Source organism: Streptomyces sp. NBC_01241, from assembly GCF_041435435.1.
GTDB lineage: Bacteria > Actinomycetota > Actinomycetes > Streptomycetales > Streptomycetaceae > Streptomyces.
In genome coordinates this window covers 2,987,104-3,005,801 of the sequence record NZ_CP108494.1, presented here as the reverse complement: position 1 = coordinate 3,005,801, position 18,698 = coordinate 2,987,104, and the positions used below count along the sequence as shown (strand labels likewise).

At 71.5% G+C, this 18,698-nt stretch carries 15 protein-coding genes; 10 read left to right on the top strand and 5 right to left on the bottom strand.

Features of this window, described 5'->3' with window-relative positions; genetic code table 11:
• Window positions 1–53 precede the first annotated feature (53 nt).
• From OG306_RS13070 to OG306_RS13055, 4 genes are read right to left on the bottom strand one after another with little or no spacing between them, the layout of a single operon-like run.
• Window positions 54–1,388: an AAA domain-containing protein gene (locus OG306_RS13070; protein ID WP_266746352.1), complete on the bottom strand. Its 1,335-nt coding sequence runs from the start codon at window positions 1,386–1,388 to the stop codon at window positions 54–56.
• Window positions 1,385–2,998: a hypothetical protein gene (locus OG306_RS13065; RefSeq protein WP_371665315.1), complete on the bottom strand. Its 1,614-nt coding sequence runs from the start codon at window positions 2,996–2,998 to the stop codon at window positions 1,385–1,387. The genes OG306_RS13070 and OG306_RS13065 overlap by 4 nt, the downstream gene beginning before the upstream one ends.
• Window positions 2,989–4,176: a hypothetical protein gene (locus OG306_RS13060; RefSeq protein ID WP_266746350.1), complete on the bottom strand. Its 1,188-nt coding sequence runs from the start codon at window positions 4,174–4,176 to the stop codon at window positions 2,989–2,991. Before OG306_RS13060 ends, OG306_RS13065 begins: the two co-directional genes overlap by 10 nt.
• On the bottom strand, window positions 4,061–5,053 hold the full coding sequence (locus OG306_RS13055; RefSeq protein WP_371665314.1) for a phosphatase PAP2 family protein: 993 nt from the start codon (window positions 5,051–5,053) through the stop codon (window positions 4,061–4,063). The genes OG306_RS13060 and OG306_RS13055 overlap by 116 nt, the downstream gene beginning before the upstream one ends.
• A 252-nt stretch (window positions 5,054–5,305) precedes the next feature.
• Here OG306_RS13055 and OG306_RS13050 point away from each other — a divergent pair, with 252 nt between their 5' ends.
• On the top strand, window positions 5,306–5,902 hold the full coding sequence (locus OG306_RS13050) for a histidine phosphatase family protein (RefSeq protein WP_266746349.1): 597 nt from the start codon (window positions 5,306–5,308) through the stop codon (window positions 5,900–5,902).
• A 147-nt stretch (window positions 5,903–6,049) separates the two neighbouring features.
• On the opposite strand, the gene OG306_RS13045 is transcribed toward OG306_RS13050, so the two are convergent.
• Complete coding sequence (locus OG306_RS13045; protein WP_266746348.1) at window positions 6,050–7,399, bottom strand: tetratricopeptide repeat protein; 1,350 nt, start codon at window positions 7,397–7,399, stop codon at window positions 6,050–6,052.
• A gap of 242 nt (window positions 7,400–7,641) precedes the next feature.
• Here OG306_RS13045 and OG306_RS13040 point away from each other — a divergent pair, with 242 nt between their 5' ends.
• The 9 genes from OG306_RS13040 (at window position 7,642) to OG306_RS13000 (ending at window position 18,635) form a co-directional block, all read left to right on the top strand.
• A complete protein-coding gene (locus OG306_RS13040) occupies window positions 7,642–8,091 on the top strand; it encodes a hypothetical protein (RefSeq protein ID WP_266746347.1) in 450 nt (149 codons plus the stop codon).
• Between the two features lie 110 nt (window positions 8,092–8,201).
• Window positions 8,202–9,143 carry a spermidine synthase gene (locus tag OG306_RS13035; RefSeq protein WP_266746346.1) on the top strand — a complete coding sequence of 314 codons (942 nt, stop codon included), beginning with the start codon at window positions 8,202–8,204 and terminating at the stop codon, window positions 9,141–9,143.
• Between the two features lie 752 nt (window positions 9,144–9,895).
• Complete coding sequence (locus OG306_RS13030; RefSeq protein ID WP_266746345.1) at window positions 9,896–11,224, top strand: ABC transporter substrate-binding protein; 1,329 nt, start codon at window positions 9,896–9,898, stop codon at window positions 11,222–11,224.
• Window positions 11,225–11,371: 147 nt separating this feature from the next.
• Complete coding sequence (locus OG306_RS13025; protein WP_266746344.1) at window positions 11,372–12,370, top strand: carbohydrate ABC transporter permease; 999 nt, start codon at window positions 11,372–11,374, stop codon at window positions 12,368–12,370.
• 15 nt (window positions 12,371–12,385) lie between these two features.
• A complete protein-coding gene (locus tag OG306_RS13020) occupies window positions 12,386–13,303 on the top strand; it encodes a carbohydrate ABC transporter permease (RefSeq protein WP_371665313.1) in 918 nt (305 codons plus the stop codon).
• 121 nt (window positions 13,304–13,424) lie between these two features.
• Window positions 13,425–14,888, top strand: coding sequence for a GH1 family beta-glucosidase (locus tag OG306_RS13015; RefSeq protein ID WP_266906650.1), 1,464 nt, complete (start codon window positions 13,425–13,427; stop codon window positions 14,886–14,888).
• Between the two features lie 294 nt (window positions 14,889–15,182).
• Entirely contained in the window at window positions 15,183–16,214 is a 1,032-nt protein-coding gene (locus OG306_RS13010; RefSeq protein ID WP_266746341.1) for a LacI family DNA-binding transcriptional regulator, read from the top strand.
• Between the two features lie 593 nt (window positions 16,215–16,807).
• Complete coding sequence (locus OG306_RS13005) at window positions 16,808–17,566, top strand: SDR family NAD(P)-dependent oxidoreductase (RefSeq protein ID WP_266746340.1); 759 nt, start codon at window positions 16,808–16,810, stop codon at window positions 17,564–17,566.
• A 157-nt stretch (window positions 17,567–17,723) separates the two neighbouring features.
• On the top strand, window positions 17,724–18,635 hold the full coding sequence (locus OG306_RS13000) for an ABC transporter substrate-binding protein (RefSeq protein ID WP_266746339.1): 912 nt from the start codon (window positions 17,724–17,726) through the stop codon (window positions 18,633–18,635).
• The last annotated feature ends 63 nt before the right edge of the window (window positions 18,636–18,698 follow it).

Below are 18,698 nucleotides of genomic sequence, written 5' to 3'. Positions count from 1 at the left end.
CATTGTCCAACGCCGCGCAAGGGGGCTGTCCGGCGTTCAGTGATCGGGCGCCGTCACACCCCCCATCGCACCCGGTGCTCGGCCAGATGCGCCAGCACCGCGTGGTTCGCCTCCCAGCCGTCCGGGAACTTCACCGTGACCCCCAGCTGCACCGGCTCCGTCGACGGGTGCTCGTCCAGCAGTTCCGCGACGCCCGCCCGGCACACCACGATGCACGCGTGCCGGTGGCGCGAGGCCAGTACGCACAGCCGGCCCGTCTCCAGATGGAACGCGGTGGCGTCCGGGCGGCCGGACAGCGGGTGCAGGACCACCGTCACATCGAACTCGCGGCCCTGGAGCCGGTTCGCCGTGTCCACCGCCACGCCCGTCACGCCCAGCTCGGCGAGCGCCGCCCGTACCGCCGCCGCCTGGTCGCGATGGGCGGTGCCGACCGCGACCCGGTCCGCCGTCACCGGGACCGGATCGGGGGAGCGTTCGCTCGTCGCCGCGCAGCCCCGGTCGAGCAGCCGGCGGACGACCAGGGCCACCGCCCGCACCGCCTCCGGGTCGGTGCGCGGGGTGTGCCGGGCCGGGAGCTCCAGCAGACCCCAGCCGGACTCCGCGGCCTCGTCCAGCACCCGGTCCGGCGCCGAGCCGTCGGACCGGGCGCCGAACGACAGCCGCCGGTCGCCGTGGTCCGTACCGCTGCGGAACGGGGTGTACGGATAGAACGCGTCCGAGACGAGCGGCGCGGCCGACGCGGGCAGCCGCCACGACACCGGCAGCCGGTGCTGCGGCAGCCGGGGGTTGTGCGCGAGCAGCGTGGAAACCGCGCTCGCGGACGGGTCGTACGACAGCCCCGCCCACTGGTCCGCGCCGACGATCGAGAACGGGTCCAACTGGCCCGGATCACCGACGAACAACGCCCGCTCGAAGAGGCCCGCGACGGCCAGCAACGCGTCCGAACGCATTTGATACGCCTCGTCGACGATCGCGTGGCCCCACGGCTCGACGTTCTTCACGTGCGCCCACTTCGCGGCCGTCGAGATGACGACGTCGAGCCCGGCGAGATCCGACGCCTTCGCCGACTTCCGTACGTTGGCCAGACCGTCCAGCACCTTGTCGTACGGGTCGGAGTCATTGCTGTGCAAGCGGCCGACCGGCAGCCCCGGGTCCTTCTCGGCCAGCCGCACCACCAGGTCGTCGACCTGGGCGTTGGTCTGCGCGATCACCATCAACGGGTGCCCGGCCGCCGCGAGTTCGAGCGCCGCGCGCACCACGAGCGTCGACTTGCCCGCGCCCGGCGGGGAGTCCACCACGATGCCGCGCGACGTACCGTTCAGGGTGTCGGCGAGGATCGCGTCGGTCGCCCGCGCGGCCTGGGCGCCCGGGTCGCATACGGCCGTCACAGAAGGTCCTCCGCGGTCACGGGATCGGGATGCTCGGCGCGCTCACCGGCCGCGCCCGGCGGTCCGCCATGGGTCCACGGCGTCTCCTCCGGGTCCGGCAGCTTCGGACCGCCGCGCTGGTCGTGCTCGAACAGGGTCCAGGAGATCCGGTCGCCCGGCTCCGGCACCGAACCCGGGGCCGGTTCCTTGCTCCGGCCCATCCGGTCGGTGATCCGCAGTACCAGCGCGGGCGCGCCGCCGTCCGCCGACTCCTCGGCGTACCGGACGAACTCGGCGGTCTGCGGCCTGCCGTCCAATGAGCGGTACACCTTGGCGCGTTCCCCGAGATGCGGGCGCTCGTCCGTGCGGACGGTGACCAGCGGGCGGGGGGACGGGCGCTTGGACTCGCTGTACGCCATCACCACGTCCGCCACCTCGCCGACGAACGCCTCACCGGCCAGCCGCCGCCCGGCCAGGACCAGCGGATCGTCCAACGCCTCCTGAGCCTCCAGCTGCGCCTGCGCCGTCTCGCGCGAGGCCAGCTTCTGCGCCGCCGTCACCGCGTCGTCCCGGCGCGGCTGCGGCGGCTCACCGGAGCGCACCCGGTCCCGGTGACCGGTGAACGACCAGCGGTCCCTGGTCCACCGGTCCTCGGCCCGGGCCCCTTCTGGCAGCTCCCTCAGCAGATCGAGCCCCCGCCACACCGCGTCCCAGGTCGGCCGGGTCACGGCGGCCAGCAGCGCCCTGATCTCCCGCTCGGCGCCGGTCAGTTCGGCAAGCCGGGCATCAGCCGCCAGGCCGTCCTCGGCCGCGGCGAGCGAGGTGCGCGCCCGGTCGTACTTCTCGATGGCGGGCGCCAACAGCCGGTTGTCGAACGCCGGATCGGTCGCCGGACCGGCCGGCGGGCACACCAGCTGGCCCGCGCCGTCCCGGTCCAGCTCCGCGCGGAGCGCCGCCGACGCCCCGGATTCGCCCGCCGGGGCGTCGATCCAGGCAAGCAGCGCGCCCAGATGCTGATCCTCCAGGCTGCTCTGCCCGGTCGCCCAGTGCCGGTTCAGCAGATCCGTCGCGGCGAGCAGCAGCGAGGAGCCCGGCACCCTGGCCCGCTCCCCGTAGTGCGTCAGCCAGCGGCCCAGCAGCGGGACACGGGCCGGGGCGGGGTACGGGGTGTCGGGATCGTCCTGTGCGGTGCGGCGGAACCGCATGGACCGGCCGAGCAGCCGTACGAAGTCGATGCCGGCCCGGCTCGGCACGATCAACTGAGGTGCGTCCGCGCACAGTTCGACCTCGACCTTGACCTTCTTGCCGGTCGTCGGATCGGTCTCGTTGCGCTCGGCGGGCTCGACGACATCCTCGTACGCCTCGATGTGCGGCAGCACCGCCTCGGCCAGCTCCGCGAGGAACGCGAACCGCAGATCCCGGTCGCGCGGCTGCGACACCGCCAGCAGCCGGGGCGCCTCCCGGTCCGTCCCGACGAGCGCCCCCAGCGGCGCACCCGCCTCACCGGCGGTGGTCAGCGGTACGACGACGAGCGGCCGGTCGGTGAGACGGCGGTGCAGGACCGTCGCCATCGGCTGCGCCCGGCCGCTCTCCACGGCCTCCAGCCGGGCCAGGGTGCTGATCAGCGACATGCCGCACCACCCGCCAGAGCCTCGGCGCGCAGCGCCGCCGCCCGTCGCAGCGCCGCGACCGTCGGATCCGCCGGGTCGCCCACCTTGCCCGCGGCTGCGGCCAGCACCGCATCCACGGTCGTCAGCCCGCCGAGCTCACCGCGCACACTGCGCCCCAGCGCCTCCACCGCACCCGCCGCCCGGGCCTTCGCCCGACAGTGGAAGGCCAGTTCGCACGCCGCCAGGCACTCCGGGGCGTACGCCGCGCCGACCGACTCGACCGCGGCGTCGAGCTGCTCCCGGGGGCACCCCGGATCGAAGGTGGTGCCCCCGGGCAGCGCCGCCGCGATGTCCTCGACCCGGGCCAGCCTGGTCAGCTGCCGCCGGGTGACCGCACGCTGCTTGCGTACGTCCACGACGGAGGCGGCGGGCAGATTGGAGAAGTCCTTCGGGCAGACCAGCAGCACCCGGTGTCCGACCTCCGCACCCTCCGTGAGCTCCGCGATCCGCTCCAGTGCCAGGACGTAGACGGCGGACTGCCGGGCCGCCGCACCGACCTTCGCCGCGTCGGCCGAACCGTCGATCATGGGGAAGGACTTGATCTCGACGACCGTCCACGTGCCGTCGGGGTGCACCGCCACCGCGTCCGGCTCGAGATAGGCGGGGGAGCCCGCCACCTCCAGGGCCAGCATCGGGTGGTCCAGCAGCGCCCAGCCGCCCGCCTCGGTCGCCTCCCGCAGCGCGAGCGCCGTGCGCGCGGCGCGGCCCTCGGGACCGGCCGCCGTGAGATCGGGCACCAGGACCCCGCGCGGCTCATCGGCGGCACCGCCGAGGTGCTCGTACAGCAGCCGCATCAGCTCCGTACCGCCGTCGGCCTTGACCTTGGCCTCGAAGGCGTTGCCCCGGACGAGAGCGAACTGCGACTGGCCGAACGGGGCGGGCGAACCGAGCGCCGTGGCCAGCGCGGCCTTGTCCACCCCGGCGCCGTCCAGCAGGGCGCGGCGCCGGCAGCCCGGATTGGCGGCGAGGGCGGCCAGCGCGCGGGCGTCGAGCGGACGCGGGGCGACGGCCGGGCCGCGCAGCTCAGCGAGCCGCTGCCGGAGCGTCGCCCCCCGCTCGTCCCGCTCCTGCGGAGGCAGTGGCATCGGCCCGGGGTGCGCGGCCGGCCGAGGCGTCTGCGTCGACCGGTGCCGGGGCATCGGTGGGGTCTGCGGAGGTGGTCCGCTGGCCAGGGATTCGCTCACCCGCCGAAGTCTCGCATCCGGCACTGACAACCGGGGACTTCGCGCCTGCGGCGAACCGCGGGAAGCGGGCTCCGAGCCGGTCCCTGACCTGGTCGGCGAGACGCAGCACCGGCCGGGTGAGCAGGGCTCCGGCGCCCATCACGGCGGCGCCCGCGACCGCATCGAGGAAGTAGTGGTTCGCCGTGCCCATCACCACGAACGTGGTGACGAGGGGGTACGCGATGCCCGCGGCGCGGACGAGCGGGTGCCGGCCGTGCCGCCACAGCAGGATTCCGCACCAGAGCGCCCAGCCGACGTGCAGGCTCGGCATCGCCGCGTACTGGTTCGTCATTCCGCCCATGCCGCGCGGGGCACTCGCCTCGGTGCCCCACCACCCGTACGAGCTGTACTGCGCCATCGTGTCGACGAAGCCGTGACTGGCGTGCAGCAGGCGGGGCGGGCAGGTCGGCATCAGCGTGAAGCCGATCAGGCCGAGCAGTGTGGAGGTCATCAACCAGGTGCGGGCCGTGCGGTACAGGGCCTGGCGGCGGCGGAAGAGCCAGATCAGGACGGCCGGGGTGACCAGGTAGTGCAGGGAGGCGTACGCGAAGTCGGCGGGTATGCCTATCGAGGAGTGGGCGGTCAGCAGCCGGTTGAGCGGGTGCTCGAAGTTGATGTGGAGTATCTGCTCCAGGTGCAGGATGCTCAGACCGTGGTCGACGGCCGTGGACACATCGCCGCGCACGACCAGCCGGCCCGCCGAGTAGGCTCCGTACACGAGCGCCAGCAGCGGCAGCTCGGTCCACCAACGGGGCCGCGGGCACGCCACAGGCGCGGTGCTGGCAAGCTGCATGCGGAAGCTCTCCATCATGTGTTCATGCGACCGACGGCGGGCGTTCAACCGTACGGTGCGGGTCGGCCGCGATTCCCCCCGGGGGTCCCGGTCGGATCCCCCGCGTGTGTACGGATTTCTCCGCGCAGGGAGGGACGCCGGTCCGGCCCCGGAGGTTGCCTCCCGGACCCGTGCGCGATGATGGGAAAACCGGACGATCTGTTTCCTGTTTTCGATCTCCGGTCTCAGATCTCAGTTCAGGGAGAAGCCGTCATGGCACCGCGTATCCTGCTCGCCCGGCACGGTCGGACGGAATGGTCCGTCAAGGGCAACCACACCGGCAGGACGGACATCCCGCTGCTCGACACCGGCCGGGAGGGCGCCAAGCTCCTCGGTGAGCGGCTGCACCGCAGGCCGTGGACGGACCTGCCGGGCCTCGAAGTCCGCACGAGTCCGCTGCTGCGGGCCAAGGAGACCTGCGACATCGCGGGATTCGCGGACCGGGCCGAGCCGTGGGACGCGCTGCTGGAGTGGGACTACGGGGCGTACGAGGGGATGACTCCGGCCCAGATCAAGGCGATCCGCCCCGACTGGTTCATCTGGCGTGACGGGGTGCCGGAGGGGGAGACCCTGGCCGAACTGTCCGCCCGAGCCGACGAGATCGTCGACTGGGCCCGCTCGGCCGACCGCGACGTCCTGGTCTTCGCCCACGGCCACATCCTGCGGGCGCTGGGCGCGCGGTGGCTCGGCGAGGACGTGTCGTTCGCGGCGCGCATCCGGCTCGACCCGACGTCGCTGTCGGTGCTGGGGTGGGCGTACGGGGCGCCCGCGATAGAACGCTGGAACGACACGGGCCACCTGGAGCGGTAGACCCGTCGGCCCGCGCCACGTATGCGGGCCCGCCCGGCGTTCCGCCACGCATGCGGGCCCGCCCGGCGTTCGAGGACGGGGCCGGCGTTTTTTGAGGACGGGACCGGTCGTACGGCCAGGTCGCCGCCAGAGCCTTCCCGTACCCCGCTACGCCCCCGCGGCCTCGCCGTGCCGCTCCAGGAAACCCCGTACCTCCGCCACGCCCCGCTGCGGCGCCAGCACCGTCGCGGCGCCCGCCAGCATCGCCCGGATACGGGACGACTGGACCCGGTCCAGCAGGTCCAGGACCTGGTGGCCCGCCGTCGCCGCCTCCGGGGCCCGGCCCGCCCGGGCGAGGTCCCAGGTCAGCTCGGCCCGGTACAGCGCCAGATTCCGGGTGAAGTGCGGATCCTGGAGCCGCGTCGCCCGCAGCGCGTGGCGGGCCGCCCGCGACCAGTCGCCCAGTGTCGACCAGCACTGCGCCTCCAGCATCTCCAGCTCCGCCTCCCGGAAGAACGTCATCCACTCCGGGTCGGCGTCGGACGGCCCGCACCCGAATGCGGTGTGCGCCCGGCCGATCGCCCGTTCACAGCCCGTACGGTCCCCGAGCCCCGCCCGGCCCCCCGCCTCCCGCAGTGCGAGCAGCGCCAGCAGCCGCGGCGAACCCAGCGGCTGCGCCACTCGCTGCCCGGCCTCGGCCGCGCGTACGGACTCGCGGGGCCGCCCCGTGTCCCTGGCCAGGAACGACGTATTGCAGAACGCGTGCGCCTCCAGCCCCGCGTCACCCGCCACGCGCGCCGTGGCGAGCGCCTCCGCGTAGTGCGAGCGGGCGTCCTCGAACCGGCCCGAGTCGTGGGCCAGCCAGCCCACCGAGATGGCCAGTTCGCCGGCCCCGGCATGCAGCCGGTCGGCGGTGGACCGCTTGGTGGCGGTCCCGGAGTCGAGCAGCGCGTATGCCGCCCGCAGTGGCTGGGACGCCCTGCGGTACAGGCCGTCACCGCCGTGCCGGTCGTCGAGCAGCCGGATCTGCCGCACGGCCTTCTCGACGGCACTCACCTCGGCATCGCCGACCCTGCGTGGGTCGGGCCGGGTGGCGGCAGCGGCGGATGTGCCGCCGAGGCCGAGTCCCAGGGTCGCGGCCGCCATCGCGGTGGTGCCGCTCGTCATGAATACGCGACGCAGCACGTCGCTCTCCTCGTGGGTATCGCTGTGGAGCGCAGGGGGCGGTGGAGTTTCGGCAGTGGCCCGCGCCGCCCGGCCGCGTACGGTTTCGCGCGGCGAGAAGCCCAGGTCCGCCAGGGTCGTCCCGGGGAACATGTGCAGGAAGACCCGCTCGTACGCGTAGTTGGGACAGCGGATCTCGCCGGACTCCACGCGTCCGATGTACCGGGCGTCGCACGCGACCTGTTCGCCGATCTCGCGGGCGGATCTGCGCACCGCTGCAGCGAACTCGCCGGCGGAACGCGATCCGCGCAGCCGCCGGAAGGCGAGGTTGGGAACTGCCCCTGTCGACACCATGGGATAGGCCCTCTCTTCTGCAGCCTGGGTTCCTGCTTCCGGTGTCCCGGCGGAGCAAGAACGTACCCGCTGTGACCAGCCACACACGCAGCGTTTTCCGGCAAAAGGGGGCATCTCGCCCGCGATCCGCCATGAACTGCCATCCTTTGCGGCGGCGTGGCACCGTAGCCCTTGACGCAGTCGGCGCGTTGTCCATGCGGAGACGGAATCCGGCTCCGCCCGGCGATGAGAGGAGAGGTCCCTTGTTGCATCTCGGCACGGAGACCGGCTCGCGCACGACTGCGACGACCCAGGCCGCGACGGGCGCACCGGCGCCCACCGCGCCCCCGGCGGACCACGGCACCGAACCCTGCGACCTGGTGACCGTCCCGGCCCGCCAGGGACTGGAAGCCGTGGACATCCTGCGCCGCGGCGCCGACCAGGAGGCCGTCGGCCCGGTCCTGCACGACGGCGCCTGCGACACCCTCGGCTTCCTGGTGCCCCCGGGGACCGCCGAGGCCTGGGACGTACCGGGCAGTGCCTGTACGCAGACCGACGGCCGCGGGCTCCGCATCCCCGCCGAGCCGCCGGTCACCGGCAGCGGCTGGCTGCTGCCGCCCGAGGACGACGCCCCGGTCACCGACCCGGCCGTGCTGCGGGCCGCTCTCGACCAGGCGGCCCGACTGATCGAGGCGGCCGACAACTGCAGCTGACCACGGCCCCCTCGCCCGCGCGCTCATAATGGGCCGGTGGCCGGGATTCCCCGGCGCGGCCGGTTCCGTACCGGTCCGGAGCGATGAGCAGTGAGCAGGCACGAGCAGCAGTGGCACGTCGAGGAGCGTCGGGCGCAGGCGCGGGCGCCCGTAAACGGTCCGACCGCAAGACCGACGGAAGGGTCGAACGTACGGCCGGGCGCGGAGCATCCGGGCGTCGGGCGGAGCCTCTCGCCGAACCGGTGGACGGCGGTCTCGCCGAGCTGGTGCCCGACCGGGAGCGCCCGCACGCCTGGACGCTGACGCTCGACGGTGCCCCGCAGTCCCATGTGGACCTCGACGACCCGACGTATCTGTCCTTCGAGTACCAGCGCAGGATCGGCCACATCGCCGACCTCGTCGCACCGCCCGGGCAACCCCTGCACGTGGTGCACCTCGGCGGCGGCGCGTTCACCCTCGCCCGCTACATCGCCGCGACCCGGCCCCGCTCCACCCAGCAGATCGTCGAGGTGGACGCCGCGCTCGTCCAACTGGTCCGCCGCGAACTGCCGTTGGACCCCCAGGCCAGGATCCGGGTCCGCGCCACGGATGCCCGCGCCGGGCTCGGCAAGATCCAGGACGGCTGGGCCGACCTCGTCATCGCCGATGTCTTCAGCGGGGCCCGTACCCCCGCGCACCTCACCAGCACCGAGTTCCTCGCCGAGGTCCGCCGCGTCCTGAAACCCGGCGGGAGTTACGTGGCCAACCTCGCGGACGGGCCGCCGCTGACCCATCTGCGCGGCCAGATCGCCACGGCGGCCACGGTCTTCCCCGAACTGGCCCTCGCCGCCGACCCGACCGTGTGGCGCGGCCGCCGCTTCGGCAACGCGGTGCTGCTCGCCTCGGACCTGCCGCCGAAGATCGCGGAACTGACCCGCCGGGTCGCGACCGACCCGCACCCCGGACGCGTCGAACACGGGCGCGCTCTCGCCGACTTCACCGGCGGCGCGTCCCCGGTGAGCGACGCCGGCGCCAGACCGTCCCCGGCACCGCCGCCGTCGGCCTTCGGGTGAGCCGCCGGCCTTCGGCGAGTGGCGGACCGGGCAACGTTCGCCCGGTCGACGACGGCACGTTGTTCGCCTCGGGAATGGTTTGCGAATCGTTCCGCAAGCGTAGAGCGATTCGAACGCCGTTCGGTTGCCGTCCGCCGCAGCACGCAGCAGAAACGCGTGATCCACGGTCTGTTCCATTCACCACACATCTGGATCGTCGCCACACCTACCGGCGGTTCACTCCCGTCCCAACTTTTTCGGCTTCGGGGAAAGAACGCGGATACGCCCCCGGCCCCCTCCACCGCCCGATACCCCGTTCACCTTCCGGCGAGCTGCCGGGTGTGAACCGGGGATCACGCGGGCCGCGCCCGGAGGCGGGCGGAAATGCGGCCCGGTCGTGACAGCTCCGCAGGGCCGGCTCGGCGGCTCCCCATCGACCCGGCCCTGACCTGTGCATTCTTGAAATTGCCTGATCTCGCGGCCGATTCCCGGCCGACGCCCGCGGGTTATGGCAAGACTTCGGCGGGACACGGTCTCGTGACTTGCAGGACACACTCGGGCAACGGAAGCGCCTTCAACTCTTGACACCCACCCCCTCAAGGCAGGAACCTTCCGGCATCGACGCATGGGAGCGCTCCCACATCGTGCGGGAACTTCCCGCTCGAACGGCACTGCCCGTGTTCTCCCCCCTGAACCACCCGGCACCCGCACTCACCAGCGCGTATGTCGCGCAGTCAGAACCCCAGTCCCACCCTGGAACAAGGAGTAGTGGAATGCGCATCACCCGCACCGTCGCCGGCCGGAGCCGCAGAGCCGCGGTTCTGGTCACCACGGGCCTGACAGCATCGGCCCTGTTGCTGACCGGCTGCAGCAGCGATTCGGATTCATCGGACAACACGGGCTCCGATGCGAACGGGAAGATCACGCTGACCGTCGCCGACTTCGGGCAGTTCGGTTACAAGGAAGCCGGTCTCTTCGCCAAGTACCACGAGCTGCACCCGAACATCACGGTCAAGGAAGACGTCACCTCCGATGAGAAGGTCTACTACCCCAAGTTCCTCCAGCAGTTGAACTCGGGCAGCGGCCTCGCTGACGTCCAGGGCATCGAGGTCGGCCGGATCAAGGAGCTCGCCGACACCAAGGCGTCCTCCTTCGTCGACCTCAGCAAGGCGATCAACGTCGACGACTGGGTGTCCTGGAAGGAGAAGCAGGCCACCACGGCTGACGGCGCGGTGATCGGTGCAGGCACCGACATCGGTCCGATGTCGCTCTGCTACAACACCGAGCTCTTCAACAAGGCCGGTCTGCCGACCGACCGTGAGGAGGTTGCCAAGAAGGTCGCCGGCGGCTGGGAGGACTACCTCAAGCTCGGCGAGGAGTACAAGAAGCATGCCCCCGCGGGCACCTTCTTCATGGACTCCGCGAGCGCGATGTACAACGCCGTGGTGAGTTCGAACGCGAAGCAGTACTACGACGAGAGCGGCCGGCCGATCTACAAGGACAGCCCCAGCGTCAAGCAGGGCTGGAACCTGGCCGCCGAGGCCGCGTCGAAGAAGCTGACCCAGGGCCTCGCCCAGTTCGACGACCCGTGGAAGGCCGCCCTGCGCAAGGGCACCATCGCCACCGTGGCCTGCCCCGCATGGATGGCCGGTCAGATCTCGGTCAACGCCGGTGACGCCAACAAGGGCAAGTGGAACATCACCACCGCACCCGGTTCGACCGCCGCCAACTGGGGCGGCTCGTTCCTCGGGGTGCCGAAGTCGGGCAAGCACGTCGACGAGGCCACCGAGCTCGTCAAGTGGCTGACCGCCCCCGAGCAGCAGGCCGCCGTCTTCAAGGCGATCGGCAGCTTCCCGTCCAACAAGGGCGCGTACGAGCTGCCCGACGTGAAGAACGCCACACTCCCGTACTTCAACGACGCGCCGATCGGTCAGATCTACGCCGACGAGGCCAAGTCCATCCCTGAGACCGTTCTCGGCCCGAAGGACGGCATCATCAAGGACACCATCTCCACCCAGATCAACAACATGGAGCAGCGCGGCACCAGCCCGGACGACGCGTGGAAGGCGGCGACCAACGCGATCGAAAAGGTGATCGGCTGACCGTCGCCGGTGCGGGCGGCCCCCAGGAGCCGCCCGCACCGGCACGCGCGCGGCTCCCAGGCGCCGCCCGCACCCGCACGCGCGCGGCCCCGTACCCGGGCGATCGACGCACCGCCAACTCCGTTACCCAGGGAAGGACTCCCGCCCGTGGCCACCTCGACTCCCGCCCGGGACGCATATGCCCCGCCACCCGGCGGTTCCCGGCAGACAACCGCGCGATCCCGTCGGCAGACCTGGCGGAGCCGGCTGTGGCGGTTCGACGACAAGGCGTCGCCGTACGCCTACATAGCCCCGTTCTTCCTCGTCTTCGGCGCCTTCGGCCTCTATCCGTTGCTGTACACCGGATGGATCGCCCTGCACCGGGTGGAGATGACCGGCCTGAACCAGATGGAGTGGGTCGGCTGGGGGAACTTCGACAAGATCCTGCACGACTCCGAGTTCTGGACGGCTCTCGGCAACACCTTCCTGATCGGGGTCATGTCGACGGTCCCGCAGCTGCTGGTCGCGCTCGGCCTGGCCCATCTGCTGAACTACCGGCTGCGCGCCAGCACCTTCTGGCGGACGGTCATCCTCACCCCGTACGCCACCTCGGTGGCTTCCGCGGCCCTCGTCTTCGCCCTGGTCTTCCGGGCCGACGGCGGCCTGCTGAACTGGGTGCTGCACTTCGTCGGTCTCGGCGACACCAACTGGGTCAACGGCCACTGGACGTCGAAGATCGCGATCTCCGTCATCGTGATCTGGCGCTGGACGGGCTACAACACCCTGATCTATCTGGCCGCCATGCAGGCCGTACCGACCGATCTGTACGAGGCGGCGTCGCTGGACGGCGCATCGCGCTGGCAGCAGTTCCGCAAGGTGACCATTCCCTCGCTGCGGCCCACGATCCTCTTCACGATCGTCATCTCCACGATCGGTTCCATGCAGTTGTTCGGTGAGCCGCTGCTGCTGGAAGGCGGCACGCTCGGAGCGACGGGTGGCAATGAGAATCAGTACGAGACGCTCAGCGTCTACCTCTACAACTACGGCTGGAATCTCGGGCACCTCGGTCCGGCCGCCGCAGTGGCCTGGGCGATGCTCGCCCTCCTGCTGATCATCGCCGCGGTCAACTGGCTCATCGGCCGCTTCGTACGCACATCCGCGGTCTGACCGGGAGCGAATTCCATGACCACGACCAGCCCCATCAAAGCCCCGGAACTCGGCCGCCCGAGCACGCCCCACCGGGCGGCGCGGCGCCCGTCCCGCTTCAGGCCGGGCGCGGGCAAGCAGTTGCAGGGCGGCCCGTTCGCCTACATCGCCCTGACCGTCGTCGGCATCGGCTCGCTCCTGCCGCTCTACTGGACGCTCGTGGCCGCGTCCCACACCCAGGACGAAGTGCTCGCCACCACGCCGCCGTTCCTGCCGGGCGGGCGGCTCCTGCACAACCTCGACGTGGCCTGGAACCAGGCGCACCTCGGCAAGGCGATCGTCAACAGCGTCGTCGTCTCCTCCTGCATCACGGCGGCGACGCTCTTCTTCTGCACCCTGGCCGGCTATGCCTTCGCCAAGATGCGCTTCACCGGCCGCGGCGCGCTGATGACCGGAGTCATCGCCACGCTCACCATCCCGCCGCAACTCAGCGTCGTCCCGCTGTTCATGATGATGTCCGACATCGGCTGGGGCGGAAAGCTGGAGGCGGTGATCTTCCCGACCCTGGTGAGCGCGTTCGGGGTGTTCTTCATGCGGCAGTACCTCATCGAGGCGCTGCCCTACGAACTCATCGAGGCCGCTAAGATCGACGGCGCGAACAACTTCCGCATCGTGCGGAGCGTGGTGCTCCCGGTGGCCCGCCCCGCGATGATGGTGCTGGGCATGCTGACCTTCGTACAGGCCTGGAACGACTTCTTCTGGCCCTACCTCGCCCTCAATCAGCAGAACCCCACGCTCCAGGTGGCCCTCGGCCAGCTGAGTGCCTCCTACACCCCCGACCAGAGCATCGTGATGGCCGGTGCGCTGATCAGTACCCTGCCGCTGCTCGTGGTCTTCGTGATCTTCGGCAAGCAGATCGTCGGCGGAATCATGTCCGGCGCCGTCAAGGGGTGACCGCGCGTCACCCGCCGTTCCCCGGGCACCCGTACGGCCTGTTTCCCTGACCGCGGGCCGTACGGGCCCGGAGCCCCACCCCTTACCTGCCCTGTTCGTCCACTCCTGGGAGCGCTCCCGCATGACTGCTGTACGACCCGACATCGCCCCGAAGCAGGCGCCCGAGGCGGCGGACTTTCCGACCGGTTTCGTCTGGGGGGCGGCCACCGCCGCCTACCAGGTCGAGGGCGCCGCGGCCGAGGACGGCCGCACCCCTTCCATCTGGGACACCTTCAGCCGCACTCCGGGCAAGGTCCGCAACGGTGACACCGGAGACATCGCCGCCGACCACTACCACCGCTACCGCGACGACGTGGCACTGATGAAGCAGCTCGGCCTGAAGGCCTACCGCTTCTCCGTCTCCTGGTCCCGGGTGCAGCCCACCGGCCGCGGCCCCGCCGTCGAACGCGGACTGGACTTCTACCGCAGGCTCGTCGACGAACTCCTCGAAGCGGGCATCGCACCCGTCGCCACCCTCTACCACTGGGACCTGCCGCAGGACCTGGAGGACGCCGGCGGCTGGCCCCAGCGGGTGACCGCCGAACGCTTCGCCGACTACGCCGCCATCATGGCCGACGCCCTCGGTGACCGGGTCGACACCTGGACGACCTTCAACGAGCCGTGGTGCTCGGCCTTCCTCGGTTACGGCTCCGGCGTGCACGCCCCCGGCCGCACCGCGCCGGCTGCCGCGCTGCGGGCCGCCCACCATCTCAACCTCGCCCATGGCCGGGCGATCGAGGTTCTGCGCACCCGACTCCCCGCTACCGCGCAGACCTCGGTCACCCTCAATCTCCACCAGGTCCGCCCGCTGACCGGCAGCGCGGCCGACGCGGACGCCGCCCGCCGGATCGACGCGGTGGGCAACCGGGTCTTCACCGGCCCGATGCTGCGCGGCGCGTACCCCGAGGACCTGATCGCCGACACCTCGCACCTGGTGGACTGGTCGAAGCTGGTCCAGGACGGCGACCTGGCCGCCATCTCCCGTCCGATCGACGTCCTCGGCGTCAACTACTACACGCCGACGCTGGTCTCCACGCCCGAGGACGGGTCCGGCGACTCGCGCGACGACGGCCACGGCAACAGCGACCACTCCCCGTGGCCCGGCTCCGAGCACGTCGCCTTCCACCTCGCCGAGGGCAAGAAGCGCACCGCGATGAACTGGGCGATCGACCCCGACGGGCTGTACAACCTGCTCATCGACGTCTCCCGGGACCACCCGGGCCTGCCGCTGATGGTCACCGAGAACGGCGCGGCCTTCGACGACTACGTCTCGCCCGAGGGCCTGGTGGAGGACCCCGAGCGGATCGAGTACCTGCGCGGCCACCTCGACGCCGTACAGCGGGCGGTGGCCGCCGGCGCGGACGTCCGCGGCTACTTCCTGTGGTCCCTGATGGACAACTTCGAGTGGGCGTACGGGTACTCGAAGCGGTTCGGCGCCGTCTACGTCGACTACGCCACCCAGCGCCGCATCCCCAAGGCGAGCGCCCACTGGTACGCCGACGTCATCCGCCGCCACGCACTGCCCCCGGCCACCGACCTCGCCTGACCCCGTACCGCGTCACCCGACTCCGTACGACCCCGAGACCCGAACTCCGTAGCACCCCGAGACCCGACCCCGTAGCACCCCCGAGACCCGGCCGCCCGGCGGCCGGGTCTCCGTTGTTTCCGCCCGTCCCCGGGTCCATGAGGCCCCCAGCCTGCGCACGCGTATCATGGGAGCGCTCCCATGATACGGAGAGGCCCGGACCGCCAGGTCCCGGTCGAGCGGCTAGGGATTCCCCCACCGGGACTTGGTTCGGTTATCCGACTGTGAGAAATTGACCGCGAACGGGAGGCAGCCATGACGGCAGCGCGAGTACGGAGCGGGGGGCGGCCCACGCTCGAAGAGGTCGCGGCACGGGCGGGGGTGGGGCGGGGCACGGCCTCGCGGGTCATCAACGGATCCCCGCGGGTCAGCGCGCACACCCGCGAGGCGGTGGAAGCGGCCGTCGCCGAGCTGGGGTACGTGCCCAATCGCGCGGCCCGCGCGCTCGCCGGCAACCGTACCGACGCCATAGCCCTGGTCGTGCCCGAGCCGGAGACCCGCTTCTTCGCCGAGCCGTACTTCTCCGATATCGTCCGCGGTGTCGGCGCGGCGCTCGCCGACACCGACATGCAATTGCTGCTGACCCTCGTCGGCAGTGACCGCGAGCGCCGGCGGCTGGCGCAGTATCTGACCGCGCACCGCGTCGACGGCGTGCTGCTGGTCTCCGTCCACGCCGACGATCCGCTGCCCGACCTGCTGGAGCAGCTCGGCATGCCGGCCGTGATGAGCGGCCGCAGGTCCGCCGCCGAACCGCTCGCCTCGGTCGACTCCGACAACTTCGAGGGCGCCCGCGCCGCCGTCGACCACCTGATCTCCCGGGGCCGCCGCTCCATCGCGACGATCACCGGGCGCCTCGATGTCTACGGGGCGCGACGCCGCCTCGACGGCTACCGCAAGGCGGTCTCCGCGGCCGGCCTGGGACCGGACGAGCAACTGATCGCCCCCGCCGACTTCTCCGAGGAGGGCGGTGCGCAGGCCATGCGCGATCTGCTCGCACGCCGCCCCGATGTCGACGCGGTCTTCGCCGCCTCCGACGTCATGGCCGCGGGTGCCCGCCAGGTGCTCCGTGAGGCGGGCCGGCGCGTCCCGGACGATGTCGCCCTGATCGGCTTCGACGACTCGGCAGTGGCCCGGCACATGGACCCGCCGCTCACCAGCGTGCGCCAGCCGATCGAGGAGATGGGCCGCACGATGGCCCGCGTACTGCTGCAGGAGATCGCGGGCGAGAACCAGGAGCGCCCGCAGATCGTGCTCCCCACGGAACTGATCGTCCGCGACTCCTCGTGACGGCCGTCACGAGGAGTCGCCCGGTTCCTTTACGAGCCTGCCCGGTGGAGCCGCGAGCCCAGGAGGTGGCCCGGTGTCCGTGACGTCCGTGGTCCCGCGTCCCGAGCCGCTCGACCGGACATCACGGCCCGGTCCCGGCCGACACCCGTTCTTGCCGGTGGCGGTGAACCGAAACCTGTCGGGCAACGAGATCGAGAGCCGCCCTGCCTGATGGTGTGCGACATGCCGCTGATGGCGTAATCGGAGCTTTGATCCGTTTGGGCGGGTCAGTCTGTGTGCGTTGATCACGTTCGTGTCGGAGTCCGTGGGCGTACAGGTCGAGTGAGTGGGTCTGTGAGCGGATCCGCCGGGATCACCGGTTGGGTCCGTCGGCGCCGGGTGGGCGTTGACCCAGGGGCACAAGGTGTCGCGGAACACGGTGACGAAGGCGCTGCCCTCCCCGGTGCCCTCGAAGCGGAAGAAGCCGCCGCCCCGCACGAGCGTGCTGGAGCCGGGCGATCCGCCCAGCACACCCCAGCACACCCCGGCATTGACGACGAACGACTCCGGGCGGTCATGCCGACGGCCCACGACGATGAGCAGGAGTTGGGCCTGTGGCTGGGGCAACCGGCAGGGTGGCATTGGTGACAGGGGCCAGCAGCGGAATCGGTGCAGCCACCGCGCGTCTTTTGGCCGCGCGAGGTATGCGCGTGGTGGTCAACTACCTCCGCAGCGGCCCGGCAGCCGAGGACGTGGTGGCCGGCATCGAGGCCGCAGGCGGCCAGGCCATGGCCGTGCAGGCCGACGTGCGTGAGGCAGCGGCGGTCGAGAGCATGATCGAGCAGGTCCAGGCGGCATGGGGCGGCATCGACGTGCTCGTGCACAACGCGCTCACCCCGTATGCGGTCAAGCCGTTCCAGGACATGACGTGGGAAGAACTGGGTGGCAAGCTCGACGACGAGATGCGTGCGGCGTTCGCGGTCAGCAAAGCCGTCCTGCCCGCCATGACCGAGCAGGGCTGGGGACGCATCATCTATCTCGGCACCGGCCTCAGCCGCCGGCCCCGGGAGGGCATGATCGCACTGGGCACGGCCAAGGCCGCACTGACCCAGTTCGCCCGCTACCTCGCCCAGGAACTGGGCCCGCTGGGCATCACGGTCAACGTCGTCGAGCCCGGCCCGGTGGACGACACCCGCATGGCGGCGGATGTGTTCGACGAGGAGCACAAGCAGCGGCAGGTGGCCGCCACCCCCCTGGGCCGCCTGGCACACCCGGGCGACGTCGCTCAAGCGGTCGCCTTCTACGCCAGCGAGGACAACGCCTTCATGACCGGCACCACGGCCGCGGTCAACGGCGGGATGTCCATGTACTGATGGCCCGCTGTCCTGGGCACACGGGGCCATGTCGTCCCGGTCCGGCCGATGGCTGGACCGCATCCGGCACACCGTGACCTCATCACCACGGGCCGCAGCGGCCGGGCCCGCGGCACGCGCGGGCGCATGGCGGTGGCACGATCAAGGAGAAAGGTTCATGTACACGATCGATCTCGCCTACGTCGGACGGGGCCTGCACGAGGAACTGGTCGCCTACATCGCCGACCAGCAGGGCTACTACGCCGACGAGGGCGTCCATGTAGCGCTGCGCGACGGCTGCTCCTGGAACGAGGAGCGGCTGCGCCGCGGCGCCACCATCGGGCTCGGCCGGGCACTGCTTTCCCGGCTGGCCCATGGCGTCCCCTGGGTCGCACTCCACGTCAACACCAGCCGCCCGCTGTTCTGGTTCCTCGCCCGCCCCGGCCTGACCTCCCTGGCCGACCTGGCCGGCCGCCGGCTGGCGGTACACGCCCCCCACACCGCACCCGGGTGCTTCGCCCGGATCGTACTGCGCCGGGCCGGCCTCGACCCGGACCGCGACATCCACACCATCGTCCGCCCACCCGGCGACTACGGCATGGACCTGCGCCGGCTGCACGACGGCAGCATCGACGCCGCCCTGGTCGGCAGCACCATGGCACCGGAGGCGTTGGCCGCCGAGCACGGCTGGCAGGTGCCGGCCTGGGTCGGCGACCACTTCCGGATCCCCACCGTGGGTGTGGCCGTCGACCCCACCCACATCCGCCCGGACGACCCCGCGATCCAGGCCGTCGTACGAGCCCACCGGCGTGCCCTGCGGGTGATCCACAACGAACCCGACACCACGGTGCGGCACATGCAGACGTTCCTCGGCCGACACACCACAGACGAAGTCCGAGCCCACTACGAGACGTTCATCGCACCGTATTTCACCACCGCCGGCCAAGCCGACCTCGCCGTCGGCGCCACCGCGATCACCTCGGTCGCCGCCGAACTCGGCGTCCCCGCCACCGTCACCGCAGCCGAGTTCTACCGCACCGCGACCACCACACCCCAGGAGCCCGGCGACGCCGGCGCCACCGTCGTCTAGTGCCCCTCCCGGCAAGCTTCGCCCCGTCGCGGCACTAGGCAAGCAGAGCCTCATGAGGTGTTT